This is a genomic window from Agrobacterium sp. LEGMi-208b (assembly GCF_059511785.1).
In genome coordinates, this window is sequence record NZ_CM183446.1 from 528,592 (window position 1) to 546,230 (window position 17,639).

Sequence of the window (17,639 nt, forward strand, 5' to 3'; positions counted from 1 at the left end):
GCGCAGCCTGAGGAGGAACCGGGCGCGTGGATCAAAACGTGGAAAGGCCGTATGAACCGGCCACATTGGGAGGAAAGATGAAACATTTTCTTGCAACTGCAGCGCTCGGCGCATTGCTGATCGGCGCCATGCCGCTCAGCAGCTTTGCCGAAACACCGAAGGATCAGCTCATCGTCGCCACGACCATGAGCAACATCCTGACCCTCGACCCCGCCGCCATTACCGGCCGCGAGACCGTGCAGGTCCTGAACAATGTCTATGACACGCTGGTGGTGCTTTCACCTGAGGATCGCAGTGTTCAGCCACGCCTTGCGGAACGCTGGGAAATTGCCGAAGACCGGAAATCGATCCGTTTCCATCTTCACGCCGATGCGAAATTCGCGTCCGGCAATGCGGTGACGGCCAAGGACGTGGCATGGAGCCTGAAGCGGCTGCTCGCCCGCAATCTGGCGCAGTCCTCCTTCCTGAAAACCCGTGGTTTCAAGCTGGAAGAGGCCGACAAGCTGTTCGTGGCTGAAAACGACCAGACCTTTGTGCTGAACATTCCAAAGCCCGATGACCCGAACCTGCTGCTGATGATCCTCGCACAGAACGGTCCCGGCTCGATCATCGACAGCAAGACCGCGCTTGAGAACGAGAAGGACGGCGATCTGGGCGGCGCATGGCTGACGCTGAATTCCGCCGGCTCCGGCCCCTTCAAGCTGACGCAGTGGAAGTCCAACGAATATATCATCCTTACCCGCAACGACGATTATTGGGGCGAAAAGGCCAAGATGAAACGCATCCTGATGCGCCATCTGCCGGAATCGCAGTCGCAGCGTCTGATGCTGGAAAAAGGCGATATCGACGTCGCCTATTCCCTGCAGGCCCCGGACCTGAAATCGCTGGAAGCCGACAAGGCCGTCACCATCGAATCCACACCCGGCTCCGGTTTTTATTACCTCAGCGTTTCGATGAAGGATGAGAAATTCGCGAACAAGAAGGTGCGCGAGGCGCTGCGTTACCTGATCGATTACGATGGTCTCGACAAGGCGGTCATGCCCTATTACGGCAAGCTGCATCAGCGCTCCCTCAGCACCGGCGTGATGGGTGCGCTGCCGGATCAGGGCTACAAGCTCGACATCGAAAAGGCCAAGGCGCTTCTGACGGAGGCCGGTTACCCGAACGGCTTCAAGACCACACTGCGTGTCCTTTCGGAAGACCCCTTCATGAAGGCGGCAACGGCGATCCAGAACACGCTGGCCCAGGCCGGCATTCAGGCCGAACTGATCAGCGGCTCCGGCGACCAGATCTACGGCGCCATGCGCGAGCGGAATTTCGAACTGCTGCTCGGCCGCGGCGGCGGTGGCCAGCAGCCGCATCCCGACAACAACCTGCGTTCCATCGCCTATAATCCCAACAATGCCGACGATGCCAAACTCACCAACTACCAGAGCTGGCGCACCAGTTTCTTCGATGAAAAGCTGAACAAGATGATCGAGGAAGCGCTTGTCGAGCGTGACGTGGCGAAACAGACGAAGCTTTACGAGGATCTGCAGGGCTATATGGACGAGATCGTCATGTCCATTCAGCCCTTCTCCGAGGTCATCGACACCGCCGCCTTCCGCAGCGATATCAAGGGCATGATCGTCAGCCCCTGGCTTTCGCGGTTTGAAGAGGTGAGCAAGGAGCGGTAATCTGCCGCCCTATCTGCGATTGAAAAGGCGCGGCTAACCCCGCGCCTTTTTACTGTAACAAAGCCCCACTCACCCAATGTGTTAGGCGCAAGCGAAGCCTCCGCACTCCGTCACCCCGGACTAGATCCGGGGTCTAGTGCGATCAAGTCCTTGATCGCGAGAGAGTCCGTTCACGGCGCAGACGCGCCGTGGCTGGATGCCGGATCTAGTCCGGCATGACGGAAGGGCGGGTCTCGCACTATGTCAGCAGCCTAGGCGTAGTTTGCGGCCCGCTATCCCACCGTAGCTACCTCCAAAAAAATGCCCGGCAGGGAGGCCGGGCAAGTAAGGAGGATGTTGTTATCCGTGACGCCCCGGAGGAGGACGATCACGTTTTGGGAGCCGTCATGCGCCTTCATATTCCAGCGAGGCGCCGATCAGTTCGCGCGCATAGGGATGCGTCGCGCCGTTGCCGGCGATGGCCTCGCGCGGCAGGATTTCGGTGATCTCGCCGCGCAACATCACCGCAAAGCGGTCGCACATGTGATCGACCACGGCGAGATCATGGGTCACCATGATATAGGTGAAGCCGCGCTCTTCACGCAGCCGCTGCAACAGGTTGAGAATTTCCGCCTGCACCGAAACGTCGAGCGCCGAGGTCGGCTCATCGAGCAGAAGCAACGACGGTTCGAGGATCAGCGCCCTGGCAATCGCCACACGCTGCCGCTGGCCGCCGGAAAGCTGATGCGGAAAGCGGTCCAGAAACGACACTGGCAGGCCGACATCGGTGATGACCTTGCGCATGCGCTCTTCACGGTCGCCGAGCCTGTGGATCGCAAGCGATTCCGAAAGCACGGTGCGCACCGACTGGCGCGGATGCAGCGAACCATAGGGGTCCTGAAACACCATCTGCAGCATGCGGCACCGCTCGATCAGCGGCATGTCACGCACCGACCTACCGTCGATGAGGATATCGCCGGTCCAGAAATCATTGAGCATGGAGACACAGCGAAGCACGGTGGATTTGCCCGAGCCGCTTTCGCCGACCAGACCGAAACATTCGCCCGGCTCGACGCGGAAGGATACCGAAGGCAGCACTTTCAGCGCCGTATGGCCGCTGCCGAAGGTGATGGAGAGATCGCGGGTTTCGACAGAAACGGCCATTATACGTTCTCCTCCAGCCATTCAGGGCGGCGGTCCAGCACCGCAAGCGGGGCACGCGTGCCGCCGATGCGCGGCTGTGCCGCCAGAAGGCCGCGCGTATAGGGGTGCTGCGCCTGATCGAGATCACGTGCGGCAAGGGTTTCCACCACCCGGCCGGAGTACATGATGAGCACCCGGTCGCAGAAATTGCGCACGAGATTGAGGTCGTGGCTGATCATGATGAGGCCGATGCCGCGATCGCGCACCAGACCGTCGAGAATATTCAGCACCTGCAACCGCACGGTCACGTCAAGCGCCGAGGTCGGCTCGTCGGCAATGACGAGATCGGGATCGGCAAGCAGCATCATGGCGATCATGACGCGCTGACCCATGCCGCCGGAAATCTCATGCGGATATTGCTCATAGACCCGGGCGGCATCGCGGATCTTCACCGCATCCAGCATGGCGAGCGCCTTTTCCCGGGCTTGCGATTTCGATGCCTTGAAGTGGCGCAGATAGGTCTCCGTCACCTGATCGCCCACCCGGCGGATGGGGTTCAGGGAGAATTTTGGATCCTGAAGGATCATCGACATACGCCGCCCGCGAACCTTCAGCATCTCCTTCTCATCGAGGGAGAGAAGATCGAGGCCGTCGAAATCCAGCCTGTCGGCGGTGATGGTCGCCGATGGCAGGAGGCGCAGCAGAGCACGGCCGACGGTGGATTTTCCCGAGCCGCTTTCGCCGACGATGCCGAGCCGTTCCCGGCCCAGCGTGAAGGAGATGCCGCGCACCGCTTCAGTCGGCGAACCGCCATAGCGGATGCGAAGATTTTCGACGTCAAGGATTGGTTTTTCCATGGTCTTATCTCCGGTTCATCTGCTTTGGATCAAGCGCATCCCGCAACCCATCGCCCAGAAGGTTGAAGGCAAGGCTGACGGAGAGGATCGCGATGCCGGGGAAGGTCACCAGCCACCAACTGTCCAGCATGTAGCGCCGGCCGGTGGCGATCATCGCCCCCCATTCCGGCAGCGGCGGCTGCGCGCCGAGACCGAGGAAACCGAGGCCGGCGGCGGTGAGGATAACGGTCGCCATGTTCAGCGTCAGGCGAATGAGAACCGACGGCAGGCACATGGGCATGATCGATTTGACGATGATGCGGAGCGGCGACGCCCCCTGAAGCCTGGCGGCGGCAATGTAATCGGCCTTGCGGAAGGTCATGGCTTCGGCACGCGCAAGCCGCGCGATCGGCGGCCACGAGGTGAGCGCAATGGCGATAATCGCATTGTTGAGGCTCGGCCCGAGTGCTGCGACGAAGGCGAGCGACAGGATGAGGCTGGGGAACGACAGGAAAATATCCGTGATGCGCATCATCACCGTGTCGAACTTGCCGCCGAGATAACCGGATGCCGTGCCGACCAGAAGGCCGACGGGACCAACGATGATCGACACCAGCGAGATGATGGTGAGCGTGATGCGCGCGCCCCAGAGAAGGCGGCTGTAAATATCGCGTCCCAGCTCATCCGTGCCGAAGACATGGCCGTTGCCGGGCGCCTGCAGCGTGTTGGCGAGATCCTGCGCGTAAGGGTCATGCGTCGCAAGCCAGGGCGCGAAAATCGCGGCGATGACGAGGAGCAGCAGGACAGCGAGGCCAAAGGCCGATGTCGGGCTTTTCAGCAGGAAAACGATGATGTTCTTCAGCGCGTTCAAAGGCACGGGAAGGCGGGAGGAGGTTTCTGCGCGAGCCGTCATCAGCGGGTCCTCGGATCGAAAAAGCGGTAGAGAATGTCGGACAGGAGATTGAGCCCGATGAAGATGACGCCGACGATCAGAACGCAGGTCATCACGGCATTCATGTCGCCGATGATAAGATTGCTGGTGAGGTATTGTCCGAAACCCGGCCAGGCGAAGACGGTCTCGATCAGCACCGCGCCTTCCAGCAGCGAGCCGTAAGCAAGCGCGATGATGGTGACGAGCTGCACGCGGATATTGCCGAAAGCATGCAGCCAGACCGTCTGCCGCTGCGACAGGCCTTTGACGCGGGCGGTCGTCACATATTCCTGCCCGAGTTGGTCCAGCATGAAGCTGCGCGTCATGCGGGTGATATAGGCCGAGGAGGAATAACCGAGTAGGGCGGCGGGAAGGATGAGGTGGTTGATGGCCGACCAGAAGACCTCCATATCGCCGGCCAGCAGGCTGTCGATCAGCAGGAAGCCCGTCCGCTCCTCCACCAGACCGATATAGAACTGGTCCATGCGGCCGCCGCCGCCGACAAGGCCGAGATGGGCGTAAAAAACGATCAGCGCGATCATGCCGGTCCAGAAAATCGGCATGGAATGACCGAACAGGCTGAGCACCCGCACCAGATGGTCCTGCCAGCGGTCCTTATTGACGGCGGCATAAACGCCCATGGGAATGCCGAGACCGGCGCCAATCAGAATCGCGAAGGTAGCAAGCTCCATCGTCGCGGGCATGACCCTGATGATGTCTTCGATAACCGGGCGACCGGTGCGGATCGAGGTTCCGAAATCGCCGGTGAAGACATCGCCGAGATAATAGAAGAACTGCTGCCACAGCGGACGGTCGAAGCCAAGCGCATGATAGACCTGTTCATAGGTTTCGCGGGTCGCATCCTCGCCGACGATAGCCCGCACCGGATCGGCGGGCATCAGGCGGCCGATAAAAAAGGTCAGCAGCAACAATCCAAGCAGCGTAACGGCAATACTTCCGATCTGGCCGGACAGGCCATACAGCGAAAGGCGTCTTTTTGACATGATTCCTCCCTTGCCAGAAACCGACCGCGCAAGTGACCAAGGCGTGATCCTGTCTGACAACTATTCGCAAGTTGTCACAGGTGTTGAAAGCTGTCAAGCGCCCGCCAGCGAAATCCGTACTGCCCAGGAATCCGAAACCTGTGCCGCGAGACGGCGATTCACATTGAGACTACCCGGCTTTTGCTTTTTCTTTCTGGAAAGCGCATGTGTTGCGGCATCCGAAAAAGCCTATATTCTCGCGCTTCGTGACGTGAGGGGACGCCTGCCTCGCGATAATGCCGAAGGCATCCGCACTTTCAGGGGGAGGAAAATATGGCTGACATGACGCTTCTGGCATTTGCCGTCGTCGCCTTTATTGGCATTGCGACACCCGGCCCGACCGTTTTGCTCGCGCTTGCCAATGGCTCAAGATTTGGAGTACGCCGCGCCGTGATCGGCATGACTGGCGCTGTTGTCTCGGATTTCGTCCTGATCGGCGCGGTTGCCCTGGGATTGGGCGCTTTGCTCGCGGCTTCCGAATTCTGGTTCGGCGTCGTCAAATGGGTGGGCGTCTGTTATCTTGCCTTCCTCGGCATCATGCTTTTACGCTCGAGAGGCACACTCGATGGTGCGCTTCATTCAGCAGGTACCAATGCGGCGGCTTCCGCCCGCTCGATTTTCCTCAAGAGCTTTCTCGTGGCGGTGACCAATCCCAAGGGATATCTGTTCTTTTCGGCCTTCCTGCCGCAATTCATCGATCCCGCAGCGCCGCAGATCCAGCAATATGCGGTGCTTGCGCTGATCTTCGCCGGCATCGATTTTATCGTGATGTTCGGATATGCCCTGCTCGGCTCGCAGGCCGTCCGGCTGTTGCGAAAATCCGGAGCCCTGTGGCTCGACCGCGCTTGCGGCGGCGCGCTTCTGACGCTCGCTGCCTCATTGGCCTTCTATCGGCGATCGACCGCGTAAACCATTGACCTGAATGACATTTCCGGATCTCATTCAGCGGCGGTGCGGGAGCGCAACAGCACCTTGTAGCGCTCAAGACTGCCGCGCAGATGCGCCGCCATATATTGGCGAGCGGCATCGGCGTCCCCTTCGATAATGGCGTCGACAATCCTCGCATGCTCTTCCTGGAGATGCAGATTGTAGTCCTTGGGACGCGATCCGGGTGCCGCCCCCTGCAATTCCCCACGAGGAATGATGCCGGAGCGGATGAGCTGCAGAAACTCGGGAAACCGCCTGTTCTGCGTGGCCTGCGCAATCGCCAGATGGAACTCGAAATCGGCGTCCCGTGTCGGCAGGCCGGCAGCGAGACAATCGCCGACGCGCCGGTGCGCATCCACAATCGCCTCCACCTGCACGGCGGAGCGGCGCGATGCCGCAAGCCCGGCGGATTCGACCTCGAAAACGGTGCGCAATTCCAGCAATTCGATCACAGAGGAAATTCGCCCCACCGCCAGATCGTTAAAAGGCAGCTCCTTGGCCGGCTTTACTTCGACAGCAAAAACGCCGGCGCCCTTGCGGGCTTCGACAAGGCCATCGGCGCGCAGAATGGCGATGGCCTCACGCACGACCGTGCGGCTGACGGAATATTCCCGCGTCAATTCGCTTTCGCTCGGAAGCCGGTCACCGGGGCGGAAAACGCCTTCCGCCAGATCCCGCCGCAATGCCGAACTGATTTTCGCCGCGAGCGATACCCCCTGCTTCGTGCTGCTCTCAACGTCCATTCCGGCCCACCTGTTTTAAACTTGTCTGGCATGTTAGCAAACACCCGCCACATTGCAAGGGCCAGACGTCTCAGCGGCCTCGCCAGCGCACCAATGGCGCCGTCGAAGCCGCAGGGTATCGTCAGGCCGCGGCCATGGCCGAACTGCTGGAAAAGCGGCTCCTATATTCCCCCGGTGAGAGGCCGAGAATGCGGTGAAACACCCGGCGGAAGGCGGCGGCATCCTCATAACCCACCGACCAGGCGATCTGATCGACCGAGCGGCGGGTGAATTCCAGCAATTCCCGCGCCTTGCCGACCCTCAGATGCTGGACATATTCGATCGGCTTCATGCCGGTCGCCGCCTTGAAACGGCGCAGGAAGGTTCGCTCCTCCAGCCCGGCATGGCCGGCCATGTCGGTAACGCTTGTCGCCCGCCCGGCGTGGGCCTGCAGCCAGTGCTGCACCTTCAGGATCGGCTCGTCGCCATGCGTCAGCCTCGGGGCGAAGCTGCTATAATGGCGCTGTTCCCGCCCCGAAGGGTCGATCAGCAGGAACTTGCCGGTCTCGATCATCACCGAGGGGCCGAGCAGCCGGTCGACGATGCGCAGGCCAAGATCGGTCCACGCCATCAGCCCGCCAGCCGTGATGATGTCGCCATCCTCGATGACGATCTTGTCTATCTCCAGCCGGATATCGGGAAAACGGTCGCGGAACCGTTCGGCAAACAGCCAGTGCGTGGTGGCCGGACGGCCGGACAGGAGGCCCGTCGCGGCGATGATGAAGGAGCCGCCGCAACTGGCGGCCAGCGTTGCGCCCTGCGCGTGCCGATCCAGCAGCCAGCGGGCATAAGGCGCGGCCTCTTCGATTTCAGCAGGCCCGGTCAACCGGCCGGGCACGACGAAGATATCGGGATGTCCCGGTGTACCGGGCCCGGTGTCATGGCAGCGGGAAAATTCACCGCCCTCGCCCATGCTCCAGTGGCTGACCCGCAATTTCGGCCCGCCGCGATCCTGTGAAAATACCGATGCGATGGCGAAAAGATCGGTGATGCCATGCACCATGGCGATCTGACAGTCGCGATAGAGGACCAGCCCCACTTCCAGCGCGCTTCCCGCTACACCCGCCATGCCCACACCCCGTTTTGTCAGTTTCGGCTCGTTTTCTGTCAGAAGCGCCAATCCAGCCCCGGCTGCGTCAAGAGTATCTCTATTCCCACGGGACGCAAGCAAGCTTCCCGCAACAGGAGAGAGAGCCATGACAACGATCACCACCAGAGACGGAACACATATCTTCTACAAGGACTGGGGCCGCAAAGACGGCCAGCCCATCATCTTCTCCCATGGCTGGCCGCTCAGCGCCGATGCCTGGGATGCGCAGATGGTGTTCTTCGCCAACAACGGTTTCCGCACCATCGCCCATGACCGCCGCAGCCACGGCCGCTCCGATCAGGTCTGGCATAACAATACCATGGATCAATATGCCGACGATCTGGCCGAGCTGATCGAACAGCTCGATCTTCACGACATCATTCTGGTCGGCCATTCCACCGGCGGCGGCGAGGTGACACGTTATATCGGCCGCCACGGCACGGCCCGCATCGCCAAGATCGCCCTCATCGGCGCGGTGCCGCCGCTGATGCTGAAGACGGAAAGCAATGCCATCGGCCTGCCGATCGATGTTTTCGACGGTATCCGCAAGGGCACCTATGACAATCGCAGCCAGTTTTTCAAGGACTTGACCATTCCCTTCTACGGCTACAACCGCGAAGGCGCCGTGATATCCCAAGGCATCCGCGACGAATTCTGGCGGCAGGGCATGATGGGCGGCCTGAAAGGCCAGCTCGACAGCATTCGCGCCTTTTCGGAAAGCGATTTCCATCAGGATTTGAAGGCCTTCGACAAACCGACGCTGGTTCTGCACGGCGATGACGACCAGATCGTGCCGGTCGGCGCATCCGCGCTTTCCACGATCAGAATAGTCAAACATGCGGTCCTCAAAATCTATGAGGGCGCCGATCACGGCCTGACGCAGACCCATCAGGACCGGTTCAACGCCGACCTTCTCGCCTTCATCAACGCCTGAAACCTTGAGACACAGGAGACACGGACATGACACAGAATACATTTCTCATCACCGGCGCGTCGGACGGCATCGGCGCGGTCTATGCGGAACGCCTGGCAAAACGCGGCCATGATCTCATCCTGGTGGCACGGCGCGCCGAAAAACTGAAGGCGCTGGCCGCACAGCTGGAAAAGGATCATCACATCGCAGTCGAGGTTCTCTCCGCCGATCTCTCAAGGGCGGAAGATCTCGAAAAGGTGGAAGGGCGGCTGCGCGACGACCGGCGGATTACCGGCCTTGTCAACAATGCCGGCATTGCCGGTGAAGGCGCGATCACGGCGCTGGATCCGGCCTATGTGACGACGATGATTAACCTCAACATTCTTGCCGTCACCCGGCTTGCGGCGGCCATAGCACCGCGCCTTGCCGCCGATGGAAAGGGCACGATCATCAACATCACCTCGGTCACGGCGCTGATGCCGGCGGCGTTCACCGCCGTCTATCCGGCCACCAAGGCCTTCGTCCTTGCCTTCACCGAGGCGCTTGAGGCGCAGCTTTCGCCCTCCGGCGTGCGGGTTCAGGCCGTCCTGCCCGGCATCACCCGCACGGCCATCTGGGAAGAGGAACGGCTCGACGCCATTCCGGCCGCCATGGTCATGGACGTTTACGAGATGGTGGATGCGGCCCTTGCCGGTCTCGACCTCGGCGAAGCGCTGACCATTCCGTCCCTGCCGGATACGGCCGATCTCGAAAATTTCCTTGCAGCGCGCGCGGCGTTAAGGCCCAATCTGTCGCATGCACTTGCCGCCAGCCGGTATCGTGCAGCCAAAACCGAATAGAGGGAGACGTATCATGATCCTCGGACTGACCATTCCCCAATTCACGGCACTGCATGTGGGCCTAAGCTTCATCGGCATCGCCACCGGACTGATCGCCCTACCCGCTTATGCGGCTGGGCGGTGGATGCCCCGCATGATGGCGATTTTCCTCGTCACCACGCTCGCCACCACACTCACCGGCTTCCTGTTTCCAATCGGAAATTTCACACCCGCACTCGGCGTCGGCATCATCTCGACCCTCGTTCTGGCAATCGCACTGGTTGCGCTTTACGGATACGGTCTGAATGGCAGGGCGCGCATCATTTATACGATCACCGCCACGATCAGCCTTTATCTCAATATGTTCGTGTTGATCGTTCAGGCCTTTCTCAAGGTCGAAACGCTCAACAATCTCGCACCGAACGGTAATGAACCGCCCTTTGTGATCGCCCAGACGGTTCTGCTTGTTGCAGCCATCTGTCTCGGCTGGAAGGCGACGCGCCGCAGGCTCGCCGTCTAGCGAGACTGGGTTCGAGCCGGTTTTCGTGAACATGCCTTGTGCCCCAATATTTGGGGCACAAGGCATGTCTTTGCGTGCCAAATACCGGCAGTCTCGCCCACCCGTCACAAAACGAAAAAATCCCGTGTCTAGGGTTCCTTCCGAACCCTTCCTGAAAATGTGGCAGGAGACATTCGGAACGAAGGCATTTTCAGCCTCTTGCAAATATACAATATACATTATATAATAATATATATTAATTTATTACAACAGGAGATGCCGATGAATGCCGTGAAGATCAACGAGCGTCTGACCGTTGCGGGCCAGCCGACGATCGCCGATTTCCACTCGCTCTCCGCTCAGGGCTATAAAAGCATCATCAATGCCCGGCCTGATGGTGAAGAGGCCGGTCAGCCGGGCAATGCGCAGGAAAAAAGCGCCGCCACCGCGGCAGGCATGGACTATGGCTTCATCCCGGTCAGCGGCCCTACCATCACCGAAGCCGATATCCGCGCCTTCCAGCAAAAAATGGCGGAAGCGCAAGGCCCTGTTTTTGCCCATTGCAAGGGTGGCACGCGCGCGCTCACGCTTCATGTTCTCGGGGAAGCGCTGGATGGGCGCATCGAAAGGGACGATATCGAGGCTTTCGGCAAGGCCCATGGCTTTGACCTTTCCGGCGCCACCCGCTGGCTGGAACGGCGCGCGGCGGCTGTCCCGCACGTCAAGGCATTCTTCGATCCGCGCACATGGAGCGTGCAATATGTCGTGTCCGATCCCGCGACCGGCGGCTGCGCCATCATCGACCCGGTCTATGATTTCGATGAGAAATCCGGCGCGACCGGCACGATGAATGCCGACACCATTCTGGACCATGTGAAGAGCGAGGGCCTGTCGGTAGAATGGATTCTCGATACCCATCCGCATGCCGACCATTTTTCCGCCGCCCATTATCTGAAGCAGAAGACCGGCGCGCAGACGGCGATCGGCGCGAAGGTCACCGGCGTGCAAAAGCTCTGGCAGGAGAAATATAACTGGCCGGATCTCGAAACCGACGGTTCGCAATGGGACCGGCTGTTCGAGGCGGGCGACAGGTTCAATATCGGTTCGCTGGAAGCGCGCGTGCTGTTTTCGCCCGGCCATACGCTGGCCTCCGTGACCTATGTGGTGGGAGATGCCGCCTTTGTGCACGATACGCTTTTCATGCCCGATTCCGGCACCGCCCGCGCCGATTTTCCGGGCGGCAGCGCCAGAGAACTCTGGGCGTCCATTCAGGACATTCTTGCACTCCCCGACGAAACAAGGCTTTTCACCGGCCATGACTATCAGCCCGACGCCCGCGCCCCGAAATGGGAAAGCACGGTTGGCGAACAGAAACGCAGCAATCCGCATCTGGCCGGCATGACGGAGGAGGGCTTCATCCGTCTCAGGGAAACACGGGATCGCACCCTGCCGATGCCGAAGCTCATTCTCCACGCCCTGCAGGTCAATATTCGCGGCGGCCGCCTGCCGGAGCCGGAGGCGAATGGCAAGCGTTATCTGAAATTCCCGCTCGATGTGCTGGAGGGCAGCACATGGTAAAGGAGACCACGCTGGAGGAGACACCACACATTGCTGAAATTCTCCTCCCCGCCATGGAGGAGCGGGCTGTCGAGGTCGCGCTGCTTCTGAAAACGCTTGCCCATCCCGCGCGGCTGATGCTCGCCTGCACGCTGGCGCAGGGGGAATTTTCCGTTGGCGAACTGGAAGTCAAGCTGGATATTCGCCAGCCGACGCTCTCCCAGCAGCTCGGCGTCCTGCGGGAAGCCGGCGTGGTCGAGACCCGGCGCGACGCCAAGCAAATCTTCTACCAACTGAGCGAGGCGAAAGCCGCGCAGCTGATCGAAGCCCTCTACACCATATTCTGCGCGCCGGAGGCAAAGACCCCGTGACCCCCTATTGGCCCTCTCTTTTCGGCGGCATGCTGCTCGGTCTTGCCAGCATTCTCCTGTTTCTCTTTAATGGCCGCATTGCCGGCATCAGCGGAATCCTGGGCAAAATGCTCGGCCGGGAGTGGCGTCTTGCCGATCTCGCTTTCGTCGCCGGCTTGCTGGCCGGGCCTTATATCCATGCCGCCGCCTTCGGCCGGCTGCCTGCCATCACCATAGTCGCACCCTGGCCGCTTATCCTCATTGCCGGCTTGCTGGTGGGTTTTGGTACGCGCATGGGCTCCGGCTGCACCTCCGGCCATGGCATCATGGGGCTGGCGCGATTTTCCCGTCGCTCCATCGCCGCGACCGCAACCTTCCTGATCACCGGCATCTGCGCCGCAACGATAACAGGGGCGCTGTCATGAAAAATCCAGCCGTGGCCCGTATTACTCTGGCATTGATCGCAGGCGCGTTGTTCGGCTTCGGCCTCTCGCTGTCAGGCATGATCGATCCAGCCCGCGTTTCCGGTTTTCTCGACCTGGCGAGTGGCCATTGGGATCCGAGCCTGATATTCGTCCTCGGCGGTGCATTGATGGTCGCCGTGCCGGGTGTTTTCGCCAGCCGGCGTCTCGCCAAACCGGTCCTCGCCGAGGATTTCAGCCTTCCGGCAAAAACCCGCATCGACCTACCGCTCATAACAGGCTCGGCGATTTTCGGCCTGGGCTGGGGGCTTGCCGGTTTCTGCCCCGGCCCGGCACTATCGGCTTTTGCCCTTGGGCTTATGCCGGTCGTTCTCTTCGTCTGCGCCATGATTGCCGGCATGCTGGTGCACGACCGCCTCTACGCAAGAGAACCATAGAACGCGCAACACTCATTCGGCAGACAAAAATGCGGCCGCGCGGGTCCAGAACGCCGGCGCGACCGCATCTGATTACAGGTCGATCAGGCTCTTGCCCGTCATTTCCGGCGGCAGCGGCACATTCATCAGTTGCAGCAGGGTGGGCGCGACATCGGCCAAAATGCCATCATGCAGTTTGGCGCCTTCCGGCCCGCCAAACAGGATCACCGGCACCGGATTGGTGGTATGCGCCGTATGCGGACCGCCCGTCACCGGGTCAACCATGGTTTCGCAATTACCGTGGTCGGCAATGACAAGCATCGCGCCACCCACTTTTTCAAGGGCGGTAACGACTGCGCTCAGCCCGCGATCCACGGCTTCGCAGGCCTTGATCGCTGCCTGCAGATCGCCGGTATGGCCGACCATATCAGGATTGGCGTAGTTGGTGACGATGAGATCGTATCCCTTGCCGATCGCCTCGACAAATTTCTCCGTCACCTCGGGCGCGCTCATCTCCGGCTGCAGGTCGTAGGTCGCAACCTTCGGCGATTTCGGCATGAAGCGGTCTTCGCCCACTTCCGGCTCTTCCTTGCCGCCATTCAGGAAGAAGGTGACATGCGGATATTTTTCCGTCTCGGCCAGGCGGAACTGCGTGAGCCCCTGCTTCGCCACCCAGGCGCCGAGCGTATTGGCGATATCGCGCTTCGGGTAAGCCGTGGTCATGAAATCATTATGCCTGGTGGAATATTCCACCATGCCCAGCAGCGCTGAAAGTACGGGCTTTTCGCGCGGAAAACCGTCGAAATCATCAGCACCGATGGCAAGGAGAATCTCACGGGCACGGTCGGCGCGGAAATTCAGGCAGAACAGGCCGTCGCCAGCCTTGAAGCCTTCATAACCATCGATCACCGTCGGCAGAATGAATTCATCGGTGACGTTGTTTTTGTAGCTCTGGGCAACGGCGCTCACCGCATCCCGCGCATGTTCGCCTTTCGCCAGAACCATGGCGTCATAGGCTTTCTCGACACGCTCCCAGCGATTGTCGCGGTCCATCGCATAATAACGGCCGATCACCGTGCCGATGCTCGCGCCCTGCGGCAGGCTTGCCACCAGCGCCGCCACGAAGTCTTCGGCCGATTGCGGCGCGACATCGCGGCCATCGGTGATGGCGTGCACGACGACCTTCAGACCGTGACTGACCATCAGCTTCACCGCCGCCTGGCCGTGGAGGATATGGCCGTGGACGCCGCCATCGGAAACGACGCACATCAGATGCGCCACGCCACCCGCGGCCTTCACCCTGGCGGCGAAATCGAGCATCGCCGCATTGCGGAAAAAGCTGCCATCCTCGATCGCCAGATCGATCTGGCCGAGATCCATGGCGACGATGCGGCCGGCGCCGATATTGGTGTGACCGACTTCGGAATTGCCCATCTGCCCGGTGGGCAGGCCAACCTTCGGGCCGAAGGTGGTCAGCCTCGCATTCGGGCAGGTGGCGAAAAGCCGGTCCATGGTGGGCGTATTCGCAAGCACCGGCGCATTGCTGGATGTGTCCTCGTTCAACCCCCAGCCATCGAGAATAGTCAGGACAACGGGTTTGGGAGTGCGCATGGGAGGACCTTCTTCTTCATTCGGTTGCCGGCGGACAGCGGACCGCCGGGCACCGGAGCGCCCTCGTCCGCCACTATGATCGTGATGAGAAAACATGCTTCTCGTTCTTCTCTTCTATACCCGAAGATGGCGAACGCAAGCCTATACCGACAGCGAAACAGTTCCGTGAAGGTCGAAAACGGCGGCTGAAAAACTCGCTCCCTCATTCCTGTGCTTGTCACAGGAATCCAGCCGACGCGCGTCTGCGCGACGGGAAGAGTCTTTTCAGCCCAGGGACTTGGGCTGACTGGATTCCTGTGACAAGCACAGGAATGAGGGGCGTGGGGATGGGATGAGCCGGTCGCAGGCGCTCACTCGATGAAAATCAGCGCCGGCTTTTCCAAGAGCGCCTTGACGGCCTGAATGAAGACCGCTGCATCCCAGCCATCGACGACCCGATGATCGAAGCTCGAAGACAGGTTCATCATCTTGCGCGGCACAAAACGCGTGCCATCCCAGACCGGGCGCGTCACGATCTTGTTGACGCCGATGATCGCCACCTCGGGATGGTTGATGATCGGCGTCGAAACAACACCGCCCAAAGCCCCCAGCGAACTGATGGTGATGGTGGAGCCCATCAGTTCTTCCCGATGCGCCGTGCCGGTGCGGGCGGCTTCCGCGACACGCGCGACTTCCTCCGCACAGTCCCAAAGGCCAAGCGTTTCCGTGTGGCGAACGACCGGAACCGTCAGACCCGCCGGCGTCTGCGTGGCGATGCCGACATGGACCGCCTCATAGTGGCTGACGACCCCTTTTTCATCATCGAAAGTGGCGTTCATTCCGGGATGATCGGCCACGGCTTTCACCAGCGCGCGCATCAGAAACGGCAGTATCGTCAGTTTCGGCTGCCCGGAACGGCGATTGCCGTTCATCGTCGCGCGCAGATCTTCGAGATCGGTCACGTCGACTTCTTCGACATAGGTGATGTGGGGAATGCGCGAGACGGACAGCACCATCTTCTCGGCAATCTTGCGCCGCAGCCCCGTCACCTTCACTTCCTCGACGGCGCTGTCACGCGGCGTCATCGGCTCGGGGCGTTCCGGCCGGCCCCGTACCGTTAAAAAACCATCGAGATCGGCATGGGTGATATGGCCGTCCGGCCCCGTTCCCTTGACCTTGGTGAGATCGATATCGAGATCGTCGGCGCGCTGGCGAACCGCGGGGGAGGCCAGCGGTTTGTGGTGCAGCTCGGCTGCGGGTACCGGCGGGGCCTCCTCGACCTGCCGCGCCGCCGGCTGGGTTTCAACGGGTGGCGGCGTCTCCGTCATATCCGCTGGCGCATCCGCTTCCATCACCCGGGTTGCTGCCTCCGCTTCCGGCACGCTGCCATTGGGGGCAACGGCGGCGACATCTGTTTCGATGCGAACCAGCGGCGCTTTCACCGGCACGGTGTTTCCGACCGTCACGGCGAGCCAGGTGACGACGCCCGCGACGGGTGACGGGATTTCCACCGTCGCCTTGTCCGTCATGACAGCGGCCAGCACCATGTCCTCATGGACGATATCGCCCGGCTTGACGTTCCATTCCACCAATTCGGCTTCCGCCACACCTTCACCGACATCGGGCATGGTAAGAACATATTCCGTCATAATCAGGCCTCCATGACGTCTACGAGGGCGCGCCCGACGCGGGCGGGTCCCGGAAAATAGTCCCATTCCTGCGCATGGGGATAAGGCGTATCCCAACCGGCGACGCGAACGACAGGAGCCTCAAGGTGATAGAAACAATATTCCTGCACCAGCGACACGACTTCGGCGCCGAAGCCGGAGGTCAGCGTCGCCTCATGCACCATCACACAGCGGCCGGTTTTGGAAACGGACTTCACGATGGTATCGAGATCGAGCGGCAGCAGGCTGCGCAGATCGATGATCTCGGCATCCACACCCGTCTCTTCGGCCGCCGCCAGCGCCACATGCACCATGGTGCCATAAGCGATGACGGTGACGTCGTTGCCGGGACGGCGGATTTCCGCCTTGCCGATGGGGATCGTGTAATGCCCTTCCGGCACCTCGCCCATCTCGTGTTTGGACCAGGGCGTGACCGGCCGGTCGTGATGACCGTCGAAGGGGCCGTTATAAAGCCGCTTCGGTTCCAGAAACATCACGGGATCGGGGTCTTCGATGGATGCGATCAGCAGCCCCTTGGCGTCATAGGGGTTGGAAGGGACCACAACTTTCAGTCCGCAGACATGGGTGAAAAGCGCTTCCGGGCTCTGGCTATGTGTTTGCCCGCCAAAAATGCCGCCGCCGGTCGGCATTCTCAGCACGATCGGGCAGGTGAAATCGCCATTGGAGCGATAGCGGATACGCGCCGCCTCCTGCGTGATCTGGTCATAGGCGGGATACATGTAATCGGCGAACTGGATTTCGACGCAGGGCCGCAGGCCATAAGCGGCCATGCCGATGGCGGTGCCGACAATGCCGGATTCGCTGATCGGCGCATCGAAACAGCGGGTCTTGCCGTATTTTCCCTGCAGCCCCTGCGTGGCACGGAAGACGCCGCCGAAATAGCCCACATCCTCACCGAACACCACGACATCGTCGCTGCGCTCCATGGATACATCCATGGCGCTGCGGACGGCTTCAATCATCGTCATTCTTGCCATGT

At 60.8% G+C, this 17,639-nt stretch carries 18 protein-coding genes; 9 read left to right on the top strand and 9 right to left on the bottom strand.

What is annotated here, in order from left to right; all coding sequences use genetic code 11:
- Positions 1–77 precede the first annotated feature (77 nt).
- Positions 78–1,676 carry an ABC transporter substrate-binding protein gene (locus AC5YUO_RS17125; protein WP_496156084.1) on the top strand — a complete coding sequence of 533 codons (1,599 nt, stop codon included), beginning with the start codon at positions 78–80 and terminating at the stop codon, positions 1,674–1,676.
- Between the two features lie 384 nt (positions 1,677–2,060).
- Here AC5YUO_RS17125 and AC5YUO_RS17130 read toward each other — a convergent pair whose 3' ends face one another.
- The 4 genes from AC5YUO_RS17130 to AC5YUO_RS17145 are packed head-to-tail and all read right to left on the bottom strand — an operon-like array spanning position 2,061 to position 5,569.
- The gene (locus tag AC5YUO_RS17130) at positions 2,061–2,819 is read right to left on the bottom strand and encodes an ABC transporter ATP-binding protein (RefSeq protein WP_496156085.1); all 759 of its coding nucleotides are present in this window, start codon (positions 2,817–2,819) and stop codon (positions 2,061–2,063) included.
- Positions 2,819–3,655 carry an ABC transporter ATP-binding protein gene (locus tag AC5YUO_RS17135; protein ID WP_111791673.1) on the bottom strand — a complete coding sequence of 279 codons (837 nt, stop codon included), beginning with the start codon at positions 3,653–3,655 and terminating at the stop codon, positions 2,819–2,821. The genes AC5YUO_RS17130 and AC5YUO_RS17135 overlap by 1 nt, the downstream gene beginning before the upstream one ends.
- Positions 3,656–3,659: 4 nt before the next feature.
- The gene (locus AC5YUO_RS17140; protein ID WP_400812912.1) at positions 3,660–4,547 is read right to left on the bottom strand and encodes an ABC transporter permease; all 888 of its coding nucleotides are present in this window, start codon (positions 4,545–4,547) and stop codon (positions 3,660–3,662) included.
- Positions 4,547–5,569, bottom strand: coding sequence for an ABC transporter permease (locus AC5YUO_RS17145; protein ID WP_020813122.1), 1,023 nt, complete (start codon positions 5,567–5,569; stop codon positions 4,547–4,549). The genes AC5YUO_RS17140 and AC5YUO_RS17145 overlap by 1 nt, the downstream gene beginning before the upstream one ends.
- Positions 5,570–5,881: 312 nt before the next feature.
- Between AC5YUO_RS17145 and AC5YUO_RS17150 the strand changes: the two genes are divergently transcribed.
- Positions 5,882–6,517, top strand: a complete 636-nt coding sequence (locus AC5YUO_RS17150; RefSeq protein WP_496156086.1) for a LysE family translocator — start codon at positions 5,882–5,884, stop codon at positions 6,515–6,517.
- A gap of 29 nt (positions 6,518–6,546) precedes the next feature.
- On the opposite strand, the gene AC5YUO_RS17155 is transcribed toward AC5YUO_RS17150, so the two are convergent.
- Both AC5YUO_RS17155 and AC5YUO_RS17160 read right to left on the bottom strand, forming a co-directional pair.
- On the bottom strand, positions 6,547–7,278 hold the full coding sequence (locus AC5YUO_RS17155; RefSeq protein WP_400812914.1) for a FadR/GntR family transcriptional regulator: 732 nt from the start codon (positions 7,276–7,278) through the stop codon (positions 6,547–6,549).
- Between the two features lie 121 nt (positions 7,279–7,399).
- A complete protein-coding gene (locus tag AC5YUO_RS17160; protein ID WP_496156511.1) occupies positions 7,400–8,386 on the bottom strand; it encodes a GlxA family transcriptional regulator in 987 nt (328 codons plus the stop codon).
- 127 nt (positions 8,387–8,513) lie between these two features.
- Here AC5YUO_RS17160 and AC5YUO_RS17165 point away from each other — a divergent pair, with 127 nt between their 5' ends.
- The 7 genes from AC5YUO_RS17165 (at position 8,514) to AC5YUO_RS17195 (ending at position 13,403) form a co-directional block, all read left to right on the top strand.
- Positions 8,514–9,341 (top strand): alpha/beta fold hydrolase, encoded by an 828-nt coding sequence (locus tag AC5YUO_RS17165; protein WP_496156087.1) that lies wholly within the window; start codon positions 8,514–8,516, stop codon positions 9,339–9,341.
- Between the two features lie 26 nt (positions 9,342–9,367).
- Positions 9,368–10,159 carry an SDR family NAD(P)-dependent oxidoreductase gene (locus AC5YUO_RS17170; RefSeq protein ID WP_496156088.1) on the top strand — a complete coding sequence of 264 codons (792 nt, stop codon included), beginning with the start codon at positions 9,368–9,370 and terminating at the stop codon, positions 10,157–10,159.
- 13 nt (positions 10,160–10,172) lie between these two features.
- A complete protein-coding gene (locus tag AC5YUO_RS17175) occupies positions 10,173–10,658 on the top strand; it encodes a hypothetical protein (protein ID WP_496156089.1) in 486 nt (161 codons plus the stop codon).
- A gap of 261 nt (positions 10,659–10,919) precedes the next feature.
- Positions 10,920–12,215: a bifunctional sulfur transferase/dioxygenase Blh gene (gene blh / locus AC5YUO_RS17180; protein WP_496156090.1), complete on the top strand. Its 1,296-nt coding sequence runs from the start codon at positions 10,920–10,922 to the stop codon at positions 12,213–12,215.
- A complete protein-coding gene (gene bigR / locus AC5YUO_RS17185; RefSeq protein ID WP_496156091.1) occupies positions 12,209–12,565 on the top strand; it encodes a sulfite-sensing transcriptional repressor BigR in 357 nt (118 codons plus the stop codon). The genes blh and bigR overlap by 7 nt, the downstream gene beginning before the upstream one ends.
- Positions 12,562–12,969: a YeeE/YedE family protein gene (locus AC5YUO_RS17190; RefSeq protein ID WP_496156092.1), complete on the top strand. Its 408-nt coding sequence runs from the start codon at positions 12,562–12,564 to the stop codon at positions 12,967–12,969. The genes bigR and AC5YUO_RS17190 overlap by 4 nt, the downstream gene beginning before the upstream one ends.
- Entirely contained in the window at positions 12,966–13,403 is a 438-nt protein-coding gene (locus AC5YUO_RS17195) for a DUF6691 family protein (protein ID WP_496156093.1), read from the top strand. The genes AC5YUO_RS17190 and AC5YUO_RS17195 overlap by 4 nt, the downstream gene beginning before the upstream one ends.
- Positions 13,404–13,475: 72 nt before the next feature.
- On the opposite strand, the gene gpmI is transcribed toward AC5YUO_RS17195, so the two are convergent.
- The 3 genes from gpmI to AC5YUO_RS17210 form a co-directional block, all read right to left on the bottom strand.
- Positions 13,476–14,993 (bottom strand): 2,3-bisphosphoglycerate-independent phosphoglycerate mutase, encoded by a 1,518-nt coding sequence (gpmI, locus tag AC5YUO_RS17200; protein WP_496156094.1) that lies wholly within the window; start codon positions 14,991–14,993, stop codon positions 13,476–13,478.
- 350 nt (positions 14,994–15,343) lie between these two features.
- Complete coding sequence (locus AC5YUO_RS17205) at positions 15,344–16,621, bottom strand: dihydrolipoamide acetyltransferase family protein (RefSeq protein WP_496156095.1); 1,278 nt, start codon at positions 16,619–16,621, stop codon at positions 15,344–15,346.
- 2 nt (positions 16,622–16,623) lie between these two features.
- Positions 16,624–17,637, bottom strand: a complete 1,014-nt coding sequence (locus AC5YUO_RS17210) for an alpha-ketoacid dehydrogenase subunit beta (RefSeq protein WP_496156096.1) — start codon at positions 17,635–17,637, stop codon at positions 16,624–16,626.
- Positions 17,638–17,639: the final 2 nt, after the last annotated feature.